Consider the following 22,873-nt stretch of genomic DNA (forward strand, 5'->3'; position numbering starts at 1 on the left):
CAACCCGAGAGCCAGGCCAAGGCCGAGGACGACCGCGAGCGCCCCGCCGTCCCCGCCGGTCCCACCCCACGCGCCCAGCCAGACCGCCGCGGCCAGCAGGGGCGGCCGCCCGTCGGGGACCGCGCCCGGCTCGTTCCGCGCGGCCTGCACGGATGCGTCCACTCACGTCACCCCCCAATCACGGCGGCGCCCGCGACTGACCGCCGGGCTTCCGGAGCGGGGCCCGAGAGCAGAACCGCCCGAGCGCGATTGTTCAGCGGCGTCCTAGGAGGCTGCTGAACAACGCTGTTCCGAGCGAGGACGGGCCGGGCGGGATGAGCGGCAAGGCCACATCTTGTGGGTGATCCTGGCCCTATGCCCCAAGGTGTGGCCGCAGCAGATCGCCCGATCCGGCGCGCCGCAGCCGGGACATGATTGTTCCGCAGTCTCCTAGACACGGACGTTCGGGGCGAGGTCCGCGTAGGTCTTGGGCCCGATCCCTTCGACCTCCTGCAACTCCGTCACCGCGGCGAAGCGCCCGTGCTCCTTCCTCCAGTCGAGGATCCGCTGCGCCGTGACCGGACCGACTCCGGGCAGGGTGTCCAGCTGTTCAAGAGTTGCGGTGTTGAGCGAGACCTTCGCCGTGCCCCCGTCGCCGCCACCGGTCTCGCCACCGGCACCGCGGATCTCGCCACCGGGCTTCGAGCGCGTGCCCACGACGACCTGGGACCCGTCGGCGACCACCGCGGCGAGGTTGAGCTGGCCCGTGTCGGCGGTGCGGGTCAGGCCGCCGGCAGCGGCGATCGCATCCGTCACCCTGCTGCCCTCGGCCAGTTCGACGACCCCGGGCGACCGGACCGCCCCGATCACGTGGACCAGGACCTTCGCCGGTGGGGTCGCGGACGGGGTCGGGCTGACGGCGACCGACGGCGCGTCCGCCACCGACGGTGCGGTCGCGACCGCGACCGGCGTCGAACGTGCCTGCAGCATGGTGTAGACCGTCCAGCCGCAGCCGACGAGCAGGAGCACCACCACCGCTGCGAGGTGCTCCCTGGTGAAGCCGGCGACACGCTCAGCCGCCCTGGCGACGACTCCCCCCGTCTCCAGCGCGACCCGCTGCCCGGGACGACCAGCCCGCGGCGGTGGGCTCGCTGATCCGGCTGCCTCCCCCGTACCCGAGGGATCGTCTCGCGTCGCGGGCACTCCGAACTCGCCCTGCCCCGGCGGGTCGCCGCCGGTGCCGGACGGCACGCCCCACGGGTCGTCCTCGATCGCATGCCGCGGCTGCAGCTCAGCGAGCAGGAGTTCGAGGCGTTGCCGCACGACCTCGCTCATCACCGGATCCGGAGCCACCTTCATGTCCTCACTATCGGCAGCGTCCGCCAGCACCGTTCACCGGCTCCAGCCGGCTGTGGAAAACCCTGCCTCGGCAACGCCCTGTCCACAGGAGGATTCGTTCGGGCCCGCGGGCGGCGGGTAGCCTACGGCCATAACCTCGACCCGCAGGAGGAAACCCCGTGGCCACCCAGCTGAACCTCGCCAAGCCCCCGGCCAGTGCGGGAGGCTGCGGCTGCGGTTGCGGGTCCTCCGAGAACACTCCGGAACTTCTCGCCAGCTCGCTGCCGAAGGTGCTGCGGCACGGCGCCATCATCGGCGGCCTGACCAGCATGAAGCCCGGCCAGAAGGTCGTCCTCGTGGTCGACCACGATCCGCTGCCTCTGCTCACCCAGCTGAACCGGGTAGCACCCGGGGCGCTCGACCTGGCCTACCTCGAGCGCGGACCCGCCGTCTTCCGGCTGGAGTTCACCCGGCGCTGAGCCGAGGACAGTCGGCCTTGTCGGACCGGGGAAGCTGGACCGCGTGAAGCAGGCCACCCCGCAGCGCAACCAGCGGTCGGACAAGGCGCGCCCGGCCACTGGTCGCACATCGACGCGGAAGAAGAGCAGGATCCGTCGTCCGTCGGGCACGGCCGCCGCCCCCCGCAGCATCCGCTGGCTCCTGGTCAGCTCCTTCGTCTGCGGGTTCCTCGGGTTAGCGCTGCTCCTGCTCGTCGCGGCCCCGCAGCTGCAGGCGCTGCACGCGTGGCTGGCCATGGCCGCCTCGTTCGCGCCCTACGGCGCGCTGCTCTGGCTGCTGTCGGTCGTCCTCGCGCTGGCCGGCGCGCGGGGCCGCACCCGGCTCGTCGCCGCGCCGCTGGCGCTCGGACTCGCGTTGCACCTGGGAGTTCTGCGGGCCTACCTGCCCGCGGCCCAGGCCCCGCGGGTGCCAGGATCCACCTCGGTGTCGGTGCTGGCGCTCAACCTCCGCTTCGGGCTGGCCGATCTCGACCAGTTGCGGGACGACGCGGAGCGGCACCATCCCGACGTCGTCGTGCTCTCGGAGGTGACCAGAGCGGACGCGAAGGTGTTCCGGCGGGCCGGGTGGACCCGCCTCCTCCCCTACCAGGCCGGTACCGCGGGAACCGACTACGACACCGCCACCGGAACCGGGGACGCGCGCGGCACGCTGATCCTGTCGCGCTACCCGCTCAGTCAGCGCGATGACGCCCCAGACACCAGGTTCACCGACTTCTCCGTCCGCGTGGCCGTGCCGGATGCGCCGTTCACGCTGCTCGCAGCCCATCCGGCGAACCCCGTGCACGGCCTCGACGCGTGGCTCGACGACGCGAACGCCGTCACGGCGCTCGCCCTGCGCCACCAGGATGGACCCCTGGTCGTGGCCGGCGACCTGAACGCGACGGCCGAGCACCTCACCCTTCGCGAGCTCTCGGCGAAGGCGGGCCTGAGGAGCATGACCGGCGGCTGGCAGCCCACCTTCCCCGCGGACGCCTGGTACCCGCCGCTGATCCAGATCGACCATGTGCTGGCGTCCGGGCAGTTCACCTCGACCGGCTCCCGGACGATCCGGGTGGCCGGGACCGACCACCTCGGGCTGCTGGTCGACCTGGCCCTGGCGCCCTGAGGCCGGAGCGCCGGATCCGGGGCTCGGCCGCCCCTCCCGGCCCGGACAGCCCCGACGCCGTCAGGCCGGGACGATGCTGACCAGCCGAGGGGCGCGGACGATCACCTGGCGCACATCGCGTCCGGCCAGGGCCCGCTGCACACCCGGGTCAGCGAGCGCCGCCTCGGTGAGCTCGGCCTCGGTGATCGAGGGGGCCACGTCCAGCTTGGCGCGCACCTTGCCCTGCACCTGCACGACACAGGTCACCGACTCGGCCACGAGCAGCTTGGGGTCGACGACCGGCCACACCGCACCGGCCACGGAGGGCGCGTGGCCGAGCAGTTCCCACATGTCCTCCGCCACATACGGCGCCACGGGGCTCAGCGTGACCGCCACGGCCTCGACGGCCTCGCGGACGGCGGCATCGGCCGGACCGGCACCGGAGTCGATCACCTTGCGGGTGGCGTTGACCAGCTCCATGACCCGGGCGACCGCGACGTTGAAGCGGCGCGACTCCAGGGACTCGGTGATCTCGGCGACGGCCTTGTGGGTGGCCCGGCGCAGCCCGAGGTCGCCGGTCTCGGGATCGGTGCCGACCTCGCTCGCCACGTCCTGGGCGAGCCGGTAGGCACGCTGCAGGAACTTCAGCGACGATCCGGCGGAGACGTCCGCCCAGTCGATGTCGTCCTCCGGGGGGCCGGCGAACACGACGGTGGTGCGGATCGCGTCCACGCCGTAGGTGTCGATCTGCGCTCCCAGGTCGACGCCGTTCCCCAGCGACTTGCTCATCGCCTTGCCCTGGTTGATCACCTGGCCCTGGTTCATCAGCGCGAGGAAGGGCTCCGGGAAGTCGACCATGCCCATGTCCTGGAGCACCTTGGTGAAGAACCGGCTGTACAGCAGGTGCAGGATCGCATGCTCGACACCTCCGACGTACTGTGCGATCGGCATCCACCTCGCCACGTCCGCCGGATCGAACGCGACGTCGTCGCGGTTCGGGGAGCAGTAGCGGAAGTAGTACCAGGACGAGTCCACGAAGGTGTCCATGGTGTCGGTGTCGCGCTGCGCGGGGCCGCCACACCTCGGGCACTCGACGTTCACCCAGTCGGTCGCGGACGCGAGCGGGCTGGTGCCCTTGGGGGCCAGGGCGGCCCCACGCAGGTCGGGCAGCCGGACCGGCAGCTGGTCGTCCGGCACCGGCACCTCCCCACAGGAGGGGCAGTGCACGATCGGAATCGGGCAGCCCCAGAACCGCTGCCGGCTGAGCAGCCAGTCGCGCAGGCGGAAGGTGACCGCGGCCTCGCCACGTCCCTCCGCGGCCAGCCGGTCGGTGATCGCCGCGACGCCCGCCTTCTTGTCGGCCAGGCCCTCCAGGGCCGGCGAGTTCACGTAGGCGCCGTCGCCGGGCGTCGCGACCCAGGTCTCGCCCGGGTCGGGCCGGCCCGTCTCCACCACGACGCGGACGGGCAGCCCGAACGCCTTCGCGAAGTCGAGGTCACGCTGGTCGTGCGCCGGCACCGCCATCACCGCGCCGGTGCCGTAGTCGGCCAGCACATAGTCGGCTGCGTAGACGGGCAGCCGCTCTCCGTTGACCGGGTTGATCGCGTGGACGCCCAGGAACACGCCGGTCTTCGGGCGTTCGGACGACTGGCGCTCGATCTCGGTGGCGCGCTTGGTGACCTCCAGGTACTCCTCGAACGCCGCACGATGCTCTTCGGTCACCAACTCGGCGGCCAGTGCGGCCTCGGGCGCGATCACGAAGAAGGTCGCGCCGTACAGCGTGTCCGGACGGGTCGTGAACACGCGGACGGGCTCTTCGCGGCCTTCGACCGTGAAGTCGACCCACGCACCCTCGGACCGGCCGATCCAGTTGCGCTGCATGGCCAGCACCCGGTCCGGCCAGCTTCCCTCGATCAGCCCCATGTCGTCCAGCAGCCGCTGCGCGTACTCGGTGATCCGGAAGTACCACTGGGTGAGCTTGCGCTTGGTGACAACGGCACCGCACCGCTCGCACAGCCCCTGGACGACCTGTTCGTTCGCCAGCACGGTCTGGTCGTTCGGGCACCAGTTGACGTAGGAGTCCTTGCGGTAGGCCAGCCCGCGCTCGTAGAAGCGCAGGAAGAGCCACTGCGTCCACCGGTAGTACTCCGGGTCCGAGGTGTGCAGCCGCCGCGACCAGTCCAGGCTCAGCCCGTAGCGCTTGAACGACCGCGCCTGGGTCTCGATGTTGGCATAGGTCCAGTCGGCGGGGTGCGCGTCGCGCGCGATCGCGGCGTTCTCCGCGGGCAGGCCGAAGGAGTCCCAGCCGATCGGGTGCATCACGTCGAAGCCACGCAGCTTCCAGTAGCGCGCGACCACGTCACCCATCACGAACGCCTCCGCGTGACCCATGTGCAGGTCGCCGGACGGGTAGGGGAACATGTCGAGGACGTAGCGGCGCTCCCTGGTGCCGTCGTCGAGCGGCGTGAAGGTGCCGTCCTCCTCCCAGAACCGCTGCCACTTCTCCTGCGCCGCGGCGGCGTCGTACCCCTTGCGTTCTGCTTCGGCGGTCACTTCCGGTGTCTCCTTCGTCCTCTCGCGCACATCCCGCTACGGCATGAAAAAGCCCCCGCGGGCCTTGAGGCTCGCCAGGGGCCGCCGCGACCACTCGACGTGATCGCGGCTATCCAAGCAACAGGGATGCGTGGTGCACGAAACCCATGTTATCGGATCGGCAGGCGCCTCGCCGACCGGCCCGAGCCCGGCGTCGGCCGGCGTCGGCGGCTACTCACAATTCAGTATCCGAGGGGTTCGGCCCGCCTCGAAAACAGCGGTTAGGGAAGCCTCTCCTAGCTTGCGACTAGGGGTGATGCACCAGAACGATGGGTTGCATGACGCTCACTACCCGGTCCACCTCGGTGCAACAGCAGTCGCTGCCGCAGCGGCTGAACCGGCTGCGCGCAGGCGTGCTCGGCGCGAACGACGGCATCGTGTCGACCGCGGGCCTGGTCTTCGGTGTCGCAGGTGCCACCACCGACAGCGGCGCCGTGCTCGTCGCAGGGCTCGCCGGCATGGTGGCCGGCGCCCTGTCCATGGCCGGTGGCGAGTACGTGTCGGTGAGCAGCCAGAGGGACAGCGAGGTCGCGGCGCTGCGCAGGCAGGAGAGCGAACTGTCCACCAACCCCGAAGGCAAACTGCGCGAGCTGGCCGACCACTACGCGGCCAGGGGTCTGTCCCCCGCCCTCGCCGGCGAGGTCGCCGCCGAACTCACCCGGCACGACGCGCTCGACGCGCACGCGGAGGTGTTCCTCAACCTCGACGCCGAGGACCACGTCTCCGCCTGGGCGGCGGCCCGCGCGTCGCTGGTCTCCTTCGTCACCGGCTCGGCGATCCCCCTGGTGGCGCTCGTCGCCGCCCCGGTCGCGGTGCGGCTCCCGCTGACGGTGATCGCCGTCCTGGTGGCGCTGCTGGCGACCGGCCTGGTCAGCGCGCGGCTCGGCGGAGCCCGCGTGCTGCCGGCCGTCGTGCGCAACCTCGTGGTCGGCAGCCTGGCCATGGGGCTCACCTATCTGGTCGGTGCACTGGTTGGTCAACACCTCTGAGCGCCTCCGCCAATCCGGCCAGCAGCGACTCGCGCAGCCCGTCCCACTCGTACGGCGGAACCACCTCGGCGTTCAGGAGTTCCAACAGGGCCCCCAGGGGCAGGTCGGGATCGAGTCGGTCGATCTCCTCCAGGCACACCACCTGCAGGGCACCGTCCCCGGTCTGCCAGGCAGCCATGGCCAGCAGCCCGAGTACCGTCGGCCGATCCTGGAGGAGGCTGTGTCGCGCGACCCGGGTCCACAGCTCGAGTTGCTGCTCCGCGTTCGCCCTGCACAGGCCGCGCAGGGCGGCCACCTGCGCCTCGCCGCGACGTACCAGCAGCACCGCGCGGACGCAGTCCGCGACGCCGAGGTGGCCGGGGGTGCGCAGCAGTCGCCGCAACAGCCGTCGGCGTCCCCTCGCGCCGAGACCGTCGACCTCGGGCGCGCGCAGGTCGAACTCGGCCAGCAGGGCTTCGACCTCCGTGTCCGGCGGCCCGGCGATGCTGGCGGCCAGGTCGCTGCGAGAACGTCGGGCGGGAAGCCCCAGCAGCGTGGCCTCCGCCGCCGCCGTGCTCGCCCCGCCGCCGTGCACGTGGCTGACGCCGCCGGGACGATCGGCCGTCCAGTGGGTGGCGCCGACCTGGATCAGGCGCCCGAGCCGGGCGATACCGACCACCTCGACGCAGGTGGCCAGGACCTCCCAGGCGAGGCGGTCGTCGTCGGTGAACGCGAGGAACCAGCCCTCCGCGGTCGGGAAGCGGCCGAAGAGGCGGGTCAGGACGCGGTCCAGCCCGTGCGCGCACTCCGGCGGCGGAAGGTCCATGCGTGCGGTGACGGCCACACAACCCCGCTCGAGCACGAGCACCACCAGGGACTCCTCGGGATGGAAGCCCAGCAGATAGGGCACCAGACCGACCAGGTCGTCGACACTGTGCACGGCCAGTCGGGCCGGCTGTTCTGAGACGCTCACGCCCTGCCATCCTCGGCAGCCGGCTCAGGCACCGCTCACCTGTCCACAGGCATGCCGGGTCGCTCCGGATCGTCCACAGCATCGCCGGTGGGGGGCGGGGTAGCCTTGGCCGCGATGACCGACCAGCTTCCCCCGACCACCCCGAACGGCGACCCGGACCGCACCGGGCGTTCCGCCCCACCGACCGGTTGGTCGCCGGCGCCGCTCTCGGACGGCGGCCGTCCGTCCTTCGGCGCAGCGACTCCCCCGTCGCAGCCGAGCGACCGGCCGCTGGGTGGCTCCTCGTTGCCGTCGGTGACGATCGAGGAGTACGCGCCGCCGAGGTCACGGCTTCCCCTGCTGGTCGCCGTGATCGCCATCGTCGTGGCGGGGCTGATCTGGGCGGGCACCTCGCTGCGCGCTCCGCAGGCGTCCCCGTCCACGGGCCCGAGCGCCGGCGCGACACCGACGGCCACCGCGTCCGCTCCGGGACTGCCGTTCGTCACTCCGGACCAGAGCGTGTCCGGACGGTGGGAGATCCTCGAACACCGCTGGACCGACTCTGGGCTCGAGGTCGAGATCCGTGTGTACGCCGACCAGGGGCCGGTGACCTACTCCTTCATGGCGTTCGGCAACGACGACGTCCAGGCCACCGCGTCCGAGCCCGGGTCGCAGAACCCGCGGTTCTCCGGGCGCCCCATCGACACCGGGGGCTCCGAGACCGGCTGGGTCTTCTTCCCGCTGCAGCGCGGAGCCAGCACGATCATGTTGTACACGGCGAGCGGAAACCAGGTGTCCGCGCTGCCGGTCGCAGGCTGAGCGGCCGCGCACCGGCCGGACGCTACAGTGACCGGGTGACGACGTCGGCAGCCGCACTGCAGGTCGGCATCTTCACCGACGACTTCTACCCCGAGTCCGGGGGCGTCGCGCGATCCGTCCAGCTGCAACTCGAGCAGTTGCACCTCGCCGGCCACCGGGTCACCCTCTTCGCGCCGCGGGTGAAGCTCACCCCACCGGCCGACAACGCGTGGCAGGGCCTGCCGGTCTGGCGGGTTCCCGGGACGCCGAGCTACCTGTGCTCGTTGCAATGCACCCCTGCGCTCGCGCGCAGGATCGCCGCCGGCCACCAGCTCGATGTCGTGCACTCGCAGAACGAGCGCGGATCGGTGTTCCTGGCCTCCGAGGTGGCCCGCCTGCTCGGCGTGCCGCACGTGCACACCTTCCACTCCAACTACGTCGGTACGCACCGGACGACGCCGCTCGCCTCGAGCCTGAACTCCCTGACCTACCTGGACTGGTCCGGACGCTGGCTCCGCCGCGTCGCGCACAGGACGGGGGGCAGCCCTGCTGCGCTCACCGACCATCCCGAGCTCACCGCCGACTCCCGGCTCGCCGCCCGCGACTGGCGCAGCCTGGCCCGGATGGCGTCCGCCGTCGACGCGTTCACCTCGCCGGCCGGCTTCGTCGTGGACGCGATCACCGCCGCGTCCGGCGGAGCACTCGCCGGACGCGGCCACGTGGTCGCGTCCGGGGTGGCCGACGCGTTCGTCCGCGCGCGACGGCAGCGGCCACGCGGTGGCCCGATCCGGTTCCTCAGCTGTGGTCGGCTCGGCCCGGAGAAGCGGGTCGAGACCATCGTCGAGGCGTTCGGCCGGCTCGGCCGCGACGACGCGGAACTGCACATCGTCGGGACCGGTTCGTCCGAGGCCGGGCTGCGCCAGGCGGCGGCACGGGTGCGACACGGGACGGTGAGGTTCCTCGGCCACTTCGACGACGCGGACCTGATCGCGCAGGAGATCGCCGACGCCGACGTGTTCGTGCTCGCGTCCTACCGCTTCGACACCCAGGGCCTGGTCCTCGCCGAGGCCGCGGCGACCGGCACCCCGATCCTGTACTGCGACGACCGGCTCACGGTCGGCGTGGGCCCCGACAACGCACTGCTCACCGGACCGGACGCGGCGTCGCTGGCAGCCGGCATGGCCGAACTCGCCGGGAACCCCGCCCGCCTGCTGGCGATGTCGGCCGCGTCCGGCGACCTGGTCGGCTCGCTCACCGCGGCTGCGATGCGCGAGGCCTACGTGGCGGTCTACACCGAGGCGATCCGCACCCACGCGGACGCGTCTGTCGGCTGAATCCGCCTACTCGGTGGCGAGCTGGGGGCCGGGGACGGTCCGGGCGCGCTGCGCCTCGGGGTGGTACTTGGACAGCAGGAACACCCCGGCCACGGCCACGGCACCGCTGATCGCCATGCCCAGGGCGTCGAGCGGCCCGAGCCGGACGCCCTCGCCGAGGACGGCCAGCCCGAAGGTGACCGCGACGATGGGATCGGTGGTGGTCATCGAGCCGACCACGATCTCCGCCGGCCCGTTGGCGTAGCCCTGCTGCACCATCCACCCGCCGACGAGGTAGCAGGTCAGCAGGAACGGGATCATCGTCCAGAACAGCGGCCGGGAGGTGAAGTCACCCAGCCGCACCAACTCGCTCAGCGTCTTGATGATCGCCGAGCTGAGCCCGTAGAAGAACGCGCCGCCGGAGGCCCACATCAGGCAGCGCAGCGCCGGCGTCCCGAAGCGACCCAGGTACCCGAGCAGGCCGCCGACGGCGAACACGATCAGACAGGCGACGACGATCCGCGCCGGCGGCAGCTCGGTGTCCGGTGCGGCCTTGTGGGCCGAGAACAGGGTGAACACCACGATGCCGGCGATAGTCATGGCCACCGCCACCCAGGTCGCCCTGGTCGGACGGATCCCGTGGATCTTGGCCGCCAGCAGCACCGCCCAGGGCACGGCGAGGATCCCGACCGGCTGGACCACCGTGACCGGGGCCATCATCAACCCGACGATGTGGATGCTCGCGCCGAGCACCACCGTGGCCAGGCCGAGCAACCAGCGGGGATTGCGCAACAGGTCGAGCACCTGCCCGAGCCCCATCGAGCGGTTCTCCGCATCCTTGTCGACGCTCCGGCTCACCGCGAGGTGCTGGATCGTCGAACCACCGGCGAAGAGGAACGACGCCACGACCACGATGCCGATGGCGAGCGGAATGTTCTGCTGGAACAGCGAGAACCCCGGGATGAACAGCGGTGTCGATGGGGTCATTCCGGCCTGTCGGTGAGGAGCGATGTGGCCGCCAGCCTAGCCGGTGCGAGACGAAACCCCTGATCGGCAACGTTACGGCCGCGGGAGCTCAGTGCTCCTCCGAGAAGCGGACGGCCGCCCGCAGCTGCGCGGCGAGGTTCGACCCGGTGCCGAGCGGCCAGCGGTGCATGACGTACTCCGCGGCCGCGTCGACGGCCAGTTGTCGCGTCGAGTTGCCCGACCGCACCCACAGCTCCGGCGCCGCGCCGCGGCTCGGCCGCAGGTAGACCGGCCGGGGCGAAGGGGTACAGGTCACCGTGCAGATCGTGACCGCATCCTGGCTGTCCCCGGGAACCTCGGGGAACTGGATCTGGATGCCCGCCGCGGCGGCCTGCCCCAGCGTGGTGGTGAACAGGTCGCGGAGCCACAGCTCGTAGCGGTCCACGTCCGGGCTCTTCATGGTGGCCAGGTCGGCGCTCAGGCCGAGCGGCGCTCCCCGGTCGTCCACTCCGACGACGAGGGTGCCGCCGTCGGCGTTGAGAAACGCGCAGGCGGTCTTCGCGACCACCTGCTCCATGCGTTCGTCCTTCGCCCCCGTGCGCAGGTTCACCCTGGCGGTGGACTTGAACTCGACCCGCTCGGACTCCCCAGCGCGGAGCAGTTCGGCCGCGGTCTGGCGCTGCGGACGCTGGAAGTGGGCGGCGACCGCTCCGTACCCGGCCATCGCCACCACGGTGGTACCCAGGGCCAGCAGCAGCGTGAGCGGGCTCCACAGCAGCGAGTCGGGGGCGAGCCAGCCCGCGACCAGCAGCCCGATCGATGTGCCGAGGACGGCGATCACGATCGACGTCGACACGCCGAGCCTCGCCCTGCCCCGCAGCAGCCAGCGTGCCGCCGATCCGAGCAGCCAGCCCTCCAGCAGCACCAGCGGCAGCGCGAGCGCGACCGCCCACAACGGCACCCCCGCGAGGAACACAGCGCCCATCAGCCCTCCTTCAGCCGTCGCCGGTCGAACCATGCCAGCCCGAGCGCGATCGTCCCTGCGAGCACTGCTCCCAGCACGGTGAAGATCACCCGTTCCGCCGCCACGCCGCCCAGGCTGCCTGCAGATCCGAGCAGCACCACCACCGGGGTCAGAAAGACAACCTGGCGGGAGTAGTCGGCCATGACCAGGTAGCACAGGGCGAGCACCAAGCAGGCGCCGACGGCCACCGCCACCCAGGGAAGAGGCAGGACCAGGGACAGCATGACCGCAAGGATGGCGCCGGCCACGGTCCCGACCACGCGCTGCCAGGACCGCCGCAGCGTCTCGTCGTCGTAGGGACGGAGCACGATGCTCAAGGTGAGCGGAAGCCAGTAGCCGTGCGGCCAGTCGAGCAACGCGACCGTACCGACGGCCGTCCCCACCGCCACCGCCATCACGCTCGCGTGCAGCCACGCCCGAGGAGCGGGAAGTCCTCCAGCCGGCGGACGGAGCGCAGGCAGCCGGGACGCGACCGCGACCACCACCGCACCCCCCGCCAGCAGCCACAGCGCGACCGGGCCCGGCTCGAGATCACCGGGAACTGACACGAGAACGGCGGCGACACTGGGCAGGCCGACCATCAATGCGTCCGACACCATGCTCGCTGGCGCGACGAGCAGGCAGCACAGCGCGACGAAACACGACGCCGCGAGCGGTTGTCCGCGCAGGGCGACGGCCACGGCGCCCGCCATCGCGGCAGGCACGGCCAGGGCGAGGGCATGCCGCGGGCGCAGCGCCAGCGCGGGCCCGGCGCACGCGATGTATCCCAGTCCGATCGCCAGCGCGGCGGGCACACCTCCGAGCAGGTACCCGCCGATCAGCGGAGCGAGCAGGGCGAGCGCGACGGCCGTGCAGAGCAGCAGCACCCCGCGCGGCACCGCCCACGAACCCCACCTGCCCGTCATGCCCACCGAGCCTATCGGCGCGGCATCACCAGCCGCCGCCGCCACCGCCGCCGAAGCCGCCGCCGCCGGAGAAGCCGGAGCCGCCGCTGGTGGCGGCCGTCGCGTGCTGCAGCGAGCTCGACATCGTGCTGGCGAGTGAGTCCAGCGAGGACGCGAAGCCGTGGTAGCTGAACCCGTAGCCGTAGCCCACGTACCAGCCGGCGGTGTTGAAGGTGTAGCGGCCCTGGTCGGCGAGCTCGGCGAACACCTTGGTCCAGCGTTCGGCCACCCCGAACATGACCGCGTAGGGCAGGTACCGGGAGAACACGTCCACGCCCTCCTCGAACCGGATCTGGTCGGCCTCGGCGGTGCGCAGATACAGCTCGAAGCCCCTGGTCTGGGCGAGGACGGCCGAGCCGGTCGCCGTGCGGGCACCGAAGTGGTTGCTGCGCGCCAGGACGAACAGGCCGGTCAGCACGCCGGCCACACCGACCAGCCCCCACCCGACCAGGCCGAGCAGCAGGCCCGCGCCCGCCCCGGCCAGCGCGATCAGGACACCGATCGCGGCCGCCCCTGCGCGCACGTGGGCGGGATTGGCCGTGAACCACTTCAGGTCGGTCTTCACCCTGGCGTGGAGCGCGTCCTTGGTGGCCGAGAGGGCGTCGGAGTAGCGGGAGTCCCTGAGGTCGTCGGTGGTCACCTCGTTGCCCCGGGAGAAGATCTTTCCCAGCAGAGCGGCCTCGTAGTCGACGAGCCGGTCGGGTCTGCCGAGGCTGGTCAGCGTCCAGTCCTTCTTCCCGGTCTGGGTGATCTTCAGGTGGCCGCGGACGGCCAGGTCGATCAGCGTGGCGGTGACGTCCCGGTCGTCGGCCGTCGCGTCCGTGAGCGTCCCCAGCTCACCGGGACGGGCACCCTGAGGCGGCGTGAACTGGACGGCGACCGGCGCGTTGGTCGTGTCGTACCCGATGGTGCTCTCCTGGCCGGGCGCGGGCAGGACGCCGGGGGTGAGGCCCAGGTACACCTGGTCGCGCCGGCTCCGCCGGGTTCGCTGGAACACCGCACCGAGACCGAGGGCGGCGAGCGCCGCGGTGACCCCGCCGGTGAGCGGCGTCAACGGGAACATGTTGCCGATGGTGAAGCGCCGGGTCAGGCGGGCGTCCGCGCCGGCGAAGGTGCCGGCGGGGAAGCCGGCGGTGACCTGCATCCCTTCCCCGTCGCCGACGCCGGTGGCGGAGAAGGTCGCGGCGGAACCGTCGCTGGTCGCCGGACAGGGCCGATCGAAATCGGCTCCGGTGAAGCAGCTCACCCTCGACACCGCGGTCGGACCGGTCAGGCTGACCCTCGCCGCGTCGATCGGGACCTCCCAGCCCGTGCCGATGGCGTTCCAGTTGAACTCGTCGAGGCCCGACTGCGCCTGCCCGGGCGCGATCAGCCCGCGAATCGTGTAGTTCACCTCGTAGGTCTGTACTCCGCTGTACGACTCCGCTTCCGACCCGACCCGGACCAGCAGGTTGCCGTCCTTCTCCTCGGTGCTGGTCTCGGTGTTCGCTCCGCTGGGGCTGGTCACCGCGCCGATCGTCATGTCGAGCATCCGCCAGTGGTCGGGATCGTCCGCGATCGCCTGGCGCAGCGGGAACGTGAGGTAGATGCCGTGGCCGGTGGAGTCGAACGAATAGGTGATCCCCAACTGCACCGATGTCGTGCCCCCGGCGTCCACGCTCGCCACGACGCGGTAGTCGGTGATCCGGCCGTCCCCGCTGTCCGCGCGCGCCGGCGTCGGCGCCACGGCGAGCGGCGCGACGACGAGCAGCAGGACCAACAGCGTCATCCACAGGCGCTTCATGGTCCGAGCCTAACAAGGCGGCACCAGACAGCAGGGGGAGGCATCGCTATCCTGACGCGGAAGAGGCAGGGGGCGACATGACCGGGCAGGCGGTGACAGCCGAACTCCTGGCCGTCGTCGTCGCCATGGTGGACGGGCGGCCGTCCGTCCTGACCCTCGGCGATCCGCCACGGCTGCCCGCGGGCCCGCTGCTGCCGAGCCACCGCTCACTGCAGGCGGCGACCCGGGCGTGGGTGGAGGAACAGACCGGACGCCGGCTCGGCTACCTGGAACAGCTGTACACCTTCGCCGACCTGGACCGGGACGACCGGGGCAGGCGGATCTCCATCTCCTACCTCGGCCTGACCACGCCCGGCGAGCCGGGCATCGGCGGCTGGACCGCGTGGTACGACCTGTTCGCCTGGGAGGACCACCGCGGGTCGAGCGGCGAGGAGACCCGGACCGTCGTCGAACGCTTGCGGGAGTGGGCCGACGCCGACCCGGAGCACCGCGACGACCGGCTCCAGCGGGTGGCGATCAGCTTCGGCCTGGGCGGGAGGGGGTGGCAGCCGGAACTCACCCTGCAGCGCTACGAACTGTTGTACGAGGCGGGCCTGGTCCCCGAGGCACCGGAGGAGACCCGCCAACCCGACGACGGGCTGGCGCCCGGGGGACGCATGCTCGGCGACCACCGCAGGGCGCTGGCCACCGGTGTCGCCCGGCTGCGGGCGAAGATCGGCTACCGGCCGGTGGTGTTCGAGCTGATGCCGGCGGCGTTCACCCTGCGCCAGCTGCAGGACTGCGTCGAGGCGCTCTCCGGCCACGCCGTGCACACCCAGAACTTTCGCCGGCTGATCGAGCAGCAGGACCTGGTCGAGGACACCGGTGCCCTGCTGGAGACCGGCGGCCGTCCCGCCCGGCTGTACCGGTTCCGCCGCCAGGTGCTGCAGGAGCGCCAGGTCGCAGGCACCAAGCTGCCGACCGCTCGCGGACGCTGACGCGCGGCGCCCGCCCCCGCCCCGTCCGCCCCCGCCCACCCACGTTTGCTCCCGAAAGGCGGTCTTGCTCCCGGAATTCGGGGAGCAAGACCGCCTTTCGGGAGCAAACCGAAGCTGAGGGACGGGTGAGACGGGGCCGCCGGGAGCGGGACGGGGGCCGCCAGCGCCGCCAGCAGTCCGGTTTGGGACTTTTGCTCAGAACGTGGAATACTCGGCTCCGTGCTTTTGCTCAGACGTAGCATAAGGCCACCGATGAAGGGACGCGCCCGATGACCACCATCCTGCACACCGCTGCCGACCTGTACGGGAAGGTCGCCCATGTGATTCCGTCCGTCGAGTGGGCGACCATGGCCGACGACGTCGACGCGATCATGCGGCTCAAGCGCGAGCGCAACGCCGTGATCCTCGCCCACAACTACATGACCCCCGAGATCTTCCACGGCGTCTCCGACATCGTCGGAGACTCGCTCGCGCTGGCCCGCGAGGCCGTCGACGTGGAAGCCGACGTGATCGTCCTTGCCGGCGTGCACTTCATGGCCGAGACGGCCAAGCTGCTGAACCCCGGCAGGACGGTCCTCATCCCCGACCTGCGCTCCGGCTGCTCGCTGGCCGAGTCGATCACCCCGCAGGATGTCCGCGCGCTGCGCGCCGCGCACCCAGGCGTCCCTGTGGTCACCTATGTGAACACCTCCGCGGCGGTCAAGGCCGAGTCGGACATCTGCTGCACCTCCGGCAATGCGGTGGCGGTGATCGAGAGCCTCGGGGTGCCGAAGGTGATCATGATCCCCGATCGGTTCCTGGCCGCGAACGTGGCCCGGCAGACCGGGATCGAGGTCGTGGTGCATCCCGGGGCGTGCGAGGTGCATGAGCGGTTCACTCCCGAGGACATCCGCCAGGTGCGCGCCGACCACCCCGGCGTCACCGTGCTCGCACACCCGGAGTGCCCGCCCGAGGTCGTCGACGAGGCGGACTTCGCCGGCTCCACGGCCCAGATGGTCGGCTTCGTGGACGCGAAGCGCCCGCGCAGCGTGGCCCTGATCACCGAGTGCTCGATGAGCGACAACGTCGCACAGGCCTACCCCGACATCGACTTCATCCGGCCCTGCAACCTGTGCCCGCACATGAAGCGCAACACGCTGGGCAGCATCCGGCACGCGTTGGAGACCATGACCAACGAGGTGACGATCCCCGCGGACGTCGCCGAGCGCGCACGGCGCTCGGTCGACCGGATGCTGGCCGTCAGGGTGGCGAAGTGACCACCGTGGTCGAGGCCGGCGGACCGGTCATCGTCGGGGCCGGTCTCGCCGGGCTCACCGCGGCCATCGAACTCAGCCCGCTCCCCTGCGTGGTGCTCAGCGCCGGGGCCGTGAGCACCGGCACGTCCACCGGGTGGGCGCAGGGCGGGATCGCCGCGGCCGTCGGTCCGGACGACTCCCCGGAACTCCACGCCCAGGACACCCTCGCCGCCGGCGCCGGCCTGTGCGAACCCGATGTCGTGCGGTACGTCACCGCCGCCGGCCCGGACGCCATCGCCTGGCTGGCCGCGCGCGGCGCCGGCTTCGACGGCGACGGTGCCGGCCGGCTGCGGCTGGGCCTGGAGGGAGCGCACAGCCGCAGGCGGATCGTGCACGCCCACGGTGACCGGACGGGCGCCGAACTGCTGGAGACGGTGGTGAGCGCCGCCCGCCGGCTGGAATCCGTCTCGCTGTGGGACCACAGCCCCGCCCGCGAGATCCTCACCGAGGCCGGACGGGTGGTCGGCGTGCTCGTCGAGACCCCTGACGGCCCGGTCGACCTGCGCACCGACACGGTGCTGCTGGCCACCGGCGGCGTGGGCGGGCTCTTCCTGCACACCACCAACCCCTTGTCGTCGCGCGGACAGGGGCTCGCGCTCGCCCATCGCGCGGGTGCCGTCCTGCGCGACATCGAGATGGTGCAGTTCCACCCGACAGCGCTCGCCGTGGGGGTCGACCCGATGCCGCTGGTCAGCGAGGCCGTGCGGGGCGAGGGCGCGATCCTGGTCAACGAACTCGGCGAGTGGGTGCTGCGCAACCCGCTCTCGGCCCGTGACATCGTCTCCCGCGCCGAGTGGGCACAGCTCCAGTCCGGCCACCGGGTCTTCCTCGACGCGACCAAGGACCCGGGCGACCGGTTCGCCGAGCTGTTCGGATCGATCTACGCCACGGCAGTCCAGGCGGGCCTCGACCCGGCGAAGGACCTCCTGCCGGTGCGGCCGGCCGCCCACTACCACATGGGCGGAGTACTCGTGGACCTCGACGGCGCCACCACTGTGCCGGGCCTGTTCGCCGCGGGCGAGGTGGCGTCCACCGGGCTGCACGGCGCAAACCGGCTGGCCAGCAACTCCCTGCTCGAGGCGGTCGTGTGCGGGCGCCGGGTGGCCCGGCACTGGCGGGACACGCGCGCGTCCGCCGGCACGCCGGCTCCGGCGCGCACCTATCCCGATCGGCCGTCGTGGACGCCGGACCCGGATGTGGCGGCGGTGCGCGGCATCGTGAGCAGGGGCGCCGGTGTCCTTCGCGACGCGGCCGGTCTGCGAGCGGCCCTCCACGCCCTCGAGCCGCACCGGGCGCACGATGCCGGCCTGGTCGGCGCCCTTCTGGTCGAGGCTGCCCTGCGTCGCGAGGAGTCGCGGGGCGGTCACACCCGGCTGGACTTCCCCGAGACCGCCCCGCTCGCCGGCCACGTCCTGGTGGAGGCCGGCGCCACCGCGGGGCGCACCCAGGTCGAGGCGTCCGGGAGCCTGCGGTGAGGGCGCTGCCCCGGTTCGTCATCGAGCCGCTCGTGCGCGCCGCGCTCGGCGAGGACCTGGGACGGGCCGGCGACATCACCACCGATGCGATCATCGCCGCGGACGCCACCGCCACCGTCGCCCTCGTCGCCCGCGAGGCCGGTGTGGTCGCGGGGACCGGATGCGCGCAGCTGGCGTGGGAGCTGGTCGACCCGCGAATCGAGGTCACCAACCTGCTGGCCGACGGCAGCCGCGTCCAGCCCGGCACCGTGATCGGTACCGCCACCGGCCCCGCGCGCGGCCTGCTCAGCGGCGAACGGGTCGCGCTCAACTTCCTCGGTCACCTCTCGGGCGTCGCCACCGGCACGGCCACGATCGCCGACGCGATCGCCCACACCGGCGCCAGGGTCGCCGACACCCGCAAGACGATCCCCGGCCTCCGCGCCCTGCAGAAGCACGCCGTGGTGGCAGGGGGAGGTACCAATCACCGCTTCGGTCTCGACGACGCCGTCCTGATCAAGGACAACCACATCGCCGTCGCAGGCGGCGTCGCGGCAGCCGTCGCCGCGGCGAAGGCCCACGTCGGTCACCTGGTGAAGATCGAGGTGGAGGTCGACTCGCTGGCCCAACTGGAAGAGCTGCTGCCCCTCGGCGTCGACGCCGTCCTGCTCGACAACATGGCACCCGACCTCCTCCGCGAGGCGGTCGCCATGGTGGACCGGCGGCTGGTCACCGAGGCGTCCGGACGGATCACGCCGGCGAGCGCGGTCCCGATCGCCGAGGCGGGGGTCGACCTCATCTCGGTCGGCTGGCTGACCCACAGCGCCCGCGTCCTCGACATCGGGCTCGACCACCGGAGCTGACCCCGCGGGACCATCTGCGATCACCTTCGTTTGCCTTCGTCCGGACACTGTCAACCCCCCGGCCGAGGGTGGGCAAGTTGCCTGCCCGTAACGCGACCGCGTTACGGTGACGCAATGAGCGCTGACACCGTTTCAGATCCCGTCGTTCCCGAGGCCGAGGCACCGGCCGACGAGCAGCCGACCACTGGCCTGACCACCCTCGGCCCCGTGATCAAGCCCACGCACCCGCTGGCGCTCGCCCCCGTCGCCGCCCCGCCGCACTCGGTCGACGGCTTCGTCAGGGAATTCCTGCGCGAGCTGAACACGGGCCAGGGCGTCGCGCTCTCGCGTTCCAGCGTCAACGACCAGTACCTCGCGCTGGCGCGCACCGTCCGGCACTACCTGATGGCGCGCTGGCTGGAGACGCTGCGCCACAACCGCCAGTCCGAGGCGAAGTACGTCGGCTACCTGTCCGCGGAGTACCTGCTCGGCCGCCAGCTCGGGAACGCCCTGATGGCGACCGACCTGAACGAGGTCGCGGCCAAGGCCCTCCAGAGCTGTGGGCTCGACCTGGCCACCCTGCGCGCGCAGGAGGTGGAGCCCGGCCTCGGCAATGGTGGCCTCGGCCGCCTCGCCGCGTGCTTCATCGACTCGCTGGCCACGATGAGCGTCCCGTGCATCGGTTACGGCATCCGCTACGAGTACGGCATCTTCCGCCAGACGTTCGTGGATGGGCGGCAGGTCGAGCAGCCGGACACCTGGCTGGCGTTGGGTGCGCCGTGGGAGTTCCCGCACCCGGAGGCCGCGGTCCGGGTCGACTTCGGCGGCCACACCGAGACCTGGGACGACAACGGCACCCCGCGCACCCGCTGGGTACCGGCCTGGAACGTCCTCGGCATCCCGTACAACTACATGGTCCCCGGCTACCAGAACGGGCGGGTGAACACGCTTCGGCTGTGGAGCGCCCAGGCGACCAAGGCCTTCGACCTGTCGATCTTCAACGCGGGCGACTACGCGGAGGCCGTCCGCGCCCAGACCTTCGCCGAGAACATCACCAAGGTGCTCTACCCCGAGGACTCCACGCCCCAGGGCAAGGAACTGCGCCTGCAGCAGCAGTACTTCTTCGTCGCCTGCTCGGTCCGCGACTTCATCGACCAGATCCTCGAGCCGGAGTTCGACCTGCACCACCTGCCCGAGCGGATCATCTTCCAGCTCAACGACACCCACCCGGTGATCGGGGTGCCGGAACTGATGCGCATCCTGGTCGACGAGAAGAAGTGGGACTGGGACGAGGCATGGGCCGTCACCAGCCAGTGCTTCGCCTACACCTGCCACACGCTCCTCCCCGAAGCACTGGAGACCTGGTCGACCGACCTGCTCGGACGGCTGCTGCCGCGGCACCTCGAGATCATCTACCGGATCAACGACGAGTTCCTCGCCGGCGTCCGGGCCGCCTACCCCGACGACGAGCTGAAGGCGCGCCGGATGTCGATCGTGGCGGACTACCCCGAGCGCTCGGTGCGGATGGCCAATCTGGCCACGGTCGCCGGCATCAAGGTGAACGGCGTCGCCGCACTGCACTCCCAACTGCTCGCGGAGAAGGTGCTCCCCGACTTCTCGGAGTACTGGCCGGACAAGTTCACCAACGTCACCAACGGGGTCACGCCGCGCCGGTTCGTCAAGATGGCGAACCCCATGCTCTCCGAACTGATCACCGACACGGTCGGTCCCGGGTGGGTGACCGACCTGGACCGGCTCGCCGAGCTCGAGCCCTATGCGGAGGACGAGGACTTCCGGCGCGCCTTCCGCAAGGCCAAGGAACTGAACAAGGCCCGGCTGTACAACCTGCTGCGCAGCAGGGACGGGATCGACCTCCCCGACGGGCACCTGCTGGACGTGATGGTGAAGCGCCTCCACGAGTACAAGCGGCAGACCCTGAAGCTGCTCCACGTGGTCACGCTGTACGACCAGCTCATCTCGGGCCGGGTCGACCCCGCCACGATCCTGCCGCGCACCGTCGTGTTCGGCGCGAAAGCCGCGCCCGGCTACCGGATGGCCAAGGACACGATCTACCTGATCAACTCCGTGGCGGCCACGATCAACGCCGACGCCCGGCTGAAGGGACGCCTCAGCGTCGCGTTCCCCGCCAACTACAACGTGACCCTGGCCGAGAAGCTCATCCCCGCCGCCGACCTGAGCGAGCAGATCTCGCTGGCCGGCATGGAAGCCTCCGGGACCGGCAACATGAAGTTCGCCCTGAACGGGGCGCTGACGGTCGGCACGGACGACGGCGCGAACGTCGAGATCCGCGAACTCGTGGGCGACGAGAACTTCTTCCTCTTCGGCATGTCCGAGCCGGAGGTCGCCGAGCTGGGCGCCGCCGGCTACCAGCCCTCGAAGTACTACGAGGAGAACGCCGACCTGAAGGGTGCGATCGACCTGATCTCGTCCGGCGCGTTCAGCAACGGTGACCGCAACGCCTTCGAGCCGGTCGTGTCGAACCTGCTCTACCAGGACCGGTTCATGGCGTTGGCCGACTACCAGTCCTACATTGACGCCCAGGCGAGGGTCGAGACGGCCTACGTCAACAAGGAGGCGTGGACGAAGTCGGCGATCCGCAATGTGGCCCGCTGCGGCTTCTTCTCCTCCGATCGTTCGATGCGCGACTACCTCACCCGCATCTGGAGGGCCACTCCCGACCGCTGAGCGGGGAGGTCTCGCCAGGAGCCGCTGAGCAATGCTGTTCCGAGCGAGCACTGTGCCGGCGGGCTGAGCGGCCAGGCCACATCCTGGGCGCGATCCTGGCCCTGGCCCCACGGTGCGGCCGCCGCAGATCGCCCGACCCGGCACACCACAGCCGGGACCTGATTGTTCCGCCGTCTCCTAGCCCAGCGGAATCGTGACCAGCTGATCGTCGCCGTCGCGGGGCGTCCCGCGGGCGGTGTTGTTGGTGAGGACGTAGAGCCGGCCGTCGACCACCTCGACGGCGCGGATCCGCCCGAGGTCGTCGAGGAGGACGTCCGGATCGGTCATGCCGTCCCGGATCCGGGTGGTGCTGAGCACGCGCTCGCCGCGAAGGCAGGCGACATAGACGGTGCCGCCGGCGGTCACGGCGACACCGCTGGGGGACGCGTCCTTCGGCGCCCAGGCCAGCAGCGGGTCGACCAGCGACGAACGACCGGCCATCCCCTCGGCCTGCGGCCAGCCGTAATTGCCGGCCGGTTGGATCAGGTTGAGTTCGTCGTAGCGGTCCTGGCCGAACTCGCTGGCGTACAGCTGCCCGCTGGCGTCCCAGCCCAGTCCCTGCACGTTGCGGTGGCCGTAGCTGTAGACGGCGCTGGCGAACGGGTTGTCGTCGGGCACAGTCCCGTCCGGGGCGACCCGCAGGATCTTGCCGCCCAGCGAGTCCAGGTCCTGCGCACGGCCGGGGTCGCCCGCGTCCCCGGTACCGATGTAGAGGTCGCCGTCGGGGCCGAAGCGAATCCGCCCGCCGTTGTGGTTGGTGCCCTTCGGGATACCGGTGATGACCGGCGTCGGGTCGCTGAGCGCCTCACCGGTGTAGCGGTAGCGGACCACTCGGTTGTCGTCGGCGCTGGTGAGGTACAGATAGAGGAGGCCGTCCTCGCCGAAGGCCGGCGAGAGTGCGATGCCGAGCAGACCGCCCTCCCCCGCCGGTGCGACGCCCGCCACCGTGGCGACGGGACTGGTCCTGCCGTCCGTCACCCTGACCACCTGGGCGGTGTCCCTCAGCGTCACCAGCACGCTGGAGTCGGGCAGCACCGCCATGTCCCAGGGGACGTCGAGATCTCTGGCGAGGACCGTGCGGCCCGCGCCAGGAGTCGTCGCGTCCACCGTCGCACGGTTGCTGGTTCCGGCCGGGCTGCCGGTGCTGCCGGCGTCCACGGTGCAGCCCGCGAGCAGCACCGTGAGGGCTGCGAGGGCGCCCGCGGGTCGGATCACCCGTCCAATTCTGGCACACGTCCTCGGCGACGGGCGGGTGGGCGGCCCGCGACCGCGGAGCCGCCCACGCGACCCGGCCGGCACAC

General features: G+C 71.6%; 18 protein-coding genes. 10 read left to right on the forward strand and 8 right to left on the reverse strand.

The annotated features are described in order from the left end of the window. Positions 1–429 precede the first annotated feature (429 nt). Complete coding sequence (locus QM633_RS11675; RefSeq protein ID WP_415153931.1) at positions 430–1,338, reverse strand: helix-hairpin-helix domain-containing protein; 909 nt, start codon at positions 1,336–1,338, stop codon at positions 430–432. A 158-nt stretch (positions 1,339–1,496) separates the two neighbouring features. Between QM633_RS11675 and QM633_RS11680 the strand changes: the two genes are divergently transcribed. Further along, positions 1,497–1,796, forward strand: coding sequence for a DUF2249 domain-containing protein (locus tag QM633_RS11680; RefSeq protein WP_415153932.1), 300 nt, complete (start codon positions 1,497–1,499; stop codon positions 1,794–1,796). A gap of 43 nt (positions 1,797–1,839) precedes the next feature. Next, entirely contained in the window at positions 1,840–2,940 is a 1,101-nt protein-coding gene (locus QM633_RS11685) for an endonuclease/exonuclease/phosphatase family protein (protein WP_415153933.1), read from the forward strand. A 60-nt stretch (positions 2,941–3,000) separates the two neighbouring features. On the opposite strand, the gene leuS is transcribed toward QM633_RS11685, so the two are convergent. Continuing rightward, the gene (gene leuS / locus QM633_RS11690; RefSeq protein ID WP_415153934.1) at positions 3,001–5,472 is read right to left on the reverse strand and encodes a leucine--tRNA ligase; all 2,472 of its coding nucleotides are present in this window, start codon (positions 5,470–5,472) and stop codon (positions 3,001–3,003) included. Between the two features lie 317 nt (positions 5,473–5,789). Here leuS and QM633_RS11695 point away from each other — a divergent pair, with 317 nt between their 5' ends. Beyond that, a complete protein-coding gene (locus QM633_RS11695) occupies positions 5,790–6,500 on the forward strand; it encodes a VIT family protein (protein ID WP_415153935.1) in 711 nt (236 codons plus the stop codon). Here QM633_RS11695 and QM633_RS11700 read toward each other — a convergent pair. Continuing rightward, a complete protein-coding gene (locus QM633_RS11700; RefSeq protein ID WP_415153936.1) occupies positions 6,460–7,452 on the reverse strand; it encodes a DUF4192 domain-containing protein in 993 nt (330 codons plus the stop codon). The two genes, QM633_RS11695 and QM633_RS11700, sit on opposite strands and share 41 nt — an antisense overlap. 114 nt (positions 7,453–7,566) lie before the next feature. Here QM633_RS11700 and QM633_RS11705 point away from each other — a divergent pair, with 114 nt between their 5' ends. After that, on the forward strand, positions 7,567–8,250 hold the full coding sequence (locus QM633_RS11705; protein ID WP_415153937.1) for a hypothetical protein: 684 nt from the start codon (positions 7,567–7,569) through the stop codon (positions 8,248–8,250). Between the two features lie 35 nt (positions 8,251–8,285). Beyond that, the gene (locus tag QM633_RS11710; protein WP_415153938.1) at positions 8,286–9,563 is read left to right on the forward strand and encodes a glycosyltransferase family 4 protein; all 1,278 of its coding nucleotides are present in this window, start codon (positions 8,286–8,288) and stop codon (positions 9,561–9,563) included. 6 nt (positions 9,564–9,569) lie between these two features. Here the strand turns inward: QM633_RS11710 and QM633_RS11715 are convergent, their stop codons facing one another. The 4 genes from QM633_RS11715 to QM633_RS11730 form a co-directional block, all read right to left on the reverse strand. Further along, on the reverse strand, positions 9,570–10,529 hold the full coding sequence (locus QM633_RS11715) for a hypothetical protein (protein ID WP_415153939.1): 960 nt from the start codon (positions 10,527–10,529) through the stop codon (positions 9,570–9,572). Between the two features lie 88 nt (positions 10,530–10,617). Beyond that, a complete protein-coding gene (locus tag QM633_RS11720; protein WP_415153940.1) occupies positions 10,618–11,493 on the reverse strand; it encodes a helix-turn-helix domain-containing protein in 876 nt (291 codons plus the stop codon). Then, positions 11,493–12,437 carry an FUSC family protein gene (locus QM633_RS11725; protein WP_415153941.1) on the reverse strand — a complete coding sequence of 315 codons (945 nt, stop codon included), beginning with the start codon at positions 12,435–12,437 and terminating at the stop codon, positions 11,493–11,495. The genes QM633_RS11720 and QM633_RS11725 overlap by 1 nt, the downstream gene beginning before the upstream one ends. A gap of 25 nt (positions 12,438–12,462) precedes the next feature. After that, entirely contained in the window at positions 12,463–14,259 is a 1,797-nt protein-coding gene (locus QM633_RS11730) for a DUF2207 domain-containing protein (protein ID WP_415153942.1), read from the reverse strand. Positions 14,260–14,336: 77 nt separating this feature from the next. Here QM633_RS11730 and QM633_RS11735 point away from each other — a divergent pair, with 77 nt between their 5' ends. From QM633_RS11735 to QM633_RS11755, 5 genes are all read left to right on the forward strand, one after another. Further along, positions 14,337–15,236 (forward strand): NUDIX hydrolase, encoded by a 900-nt coding sequence (locus QM633_RS11735; RefSeq protein ID WP_415153943.1) that lies wholly within the window; start codon positions 14,337–14,339, stop codon positions 15,234–15,236. Between the two features lie 269 nt (positions 15,237–15,505). Next, positions 15,506–16,492, forward strand: coding sequence for a quinolinate synthase NadA (nadA, locus tag QM633_RS11740; RefSeq protein ID WP_415153944.1), 987 nt, complete (start codon positions 15,506–15,508; stop codon positions 16,490–16,492). Beyond that, complete coding sequence (locus QM633_RS11745; RefSeq protein ID WP_415153945.1) at positions 16,489–18,006, forward strand: L-aspartate oxidase; 1,518 nt, start codon at positions 16,489–16,491, stop codon at positions 18,004–18,006. Before nadA ends, QM633_RS11745 begins: the two co-directional genes overlap by 4 nt. Continuing rightward, a complete protein-coding gene (gene nadC, locus QM633_RS11750) occupies positions 18,003–18,848 on the forward strand; it encodes a carboxylating nicotinate-nucleotide diphosphorylase (protein ID WP_415153946.1) in 846 nt (281 codons plus the stop codon). Before QM633_RS11745 ends, nadC begins: the two co-directional genes overlap by 4 nt. A gap of 114 nt (positions 18,849–18,962) precedes the next feature. Continuing rightward, positions 18,963–21,533 (forward strand): glycogen/starch/alpha-glucan phosphorylase, encoded by a 2,571-nt coding sequence (locus QM633_RS11755; RefSeq protein WP_415153947.1) that lies wholly within the window; start codon positions 18,963–18,965, stop codon positions 21,531–21,533. Between the two features lie 177 nt (positions 21,534–21,710). Here the strand turns inward: QM633_RS11755 and QM633_RS11760 are convergent, their stop codons facing one another. Beyond that, on the reverse strand, positions 21,711–22,787 hold the full coding sequence (locus tag QM633_RS11760; RefSeq protein WP_415153948.1) for a PQQ-dependent sugar dehydrogenase: 1,077 nt from the start codon (positions 22,785–22,787) through the stop codon (positions 21,711–21,713). Positions 22,788–22,873 lie beyond the last annotated feature (86 nt).

Source organism: Propionicimonas sp., from assembly GCF_047606205.1.
Classification (GTDB): Bacteria; Actinomycetota; Actinomycetes; order Propionibacteriales; family Propionibacteriaceae; genus Propionicimonas.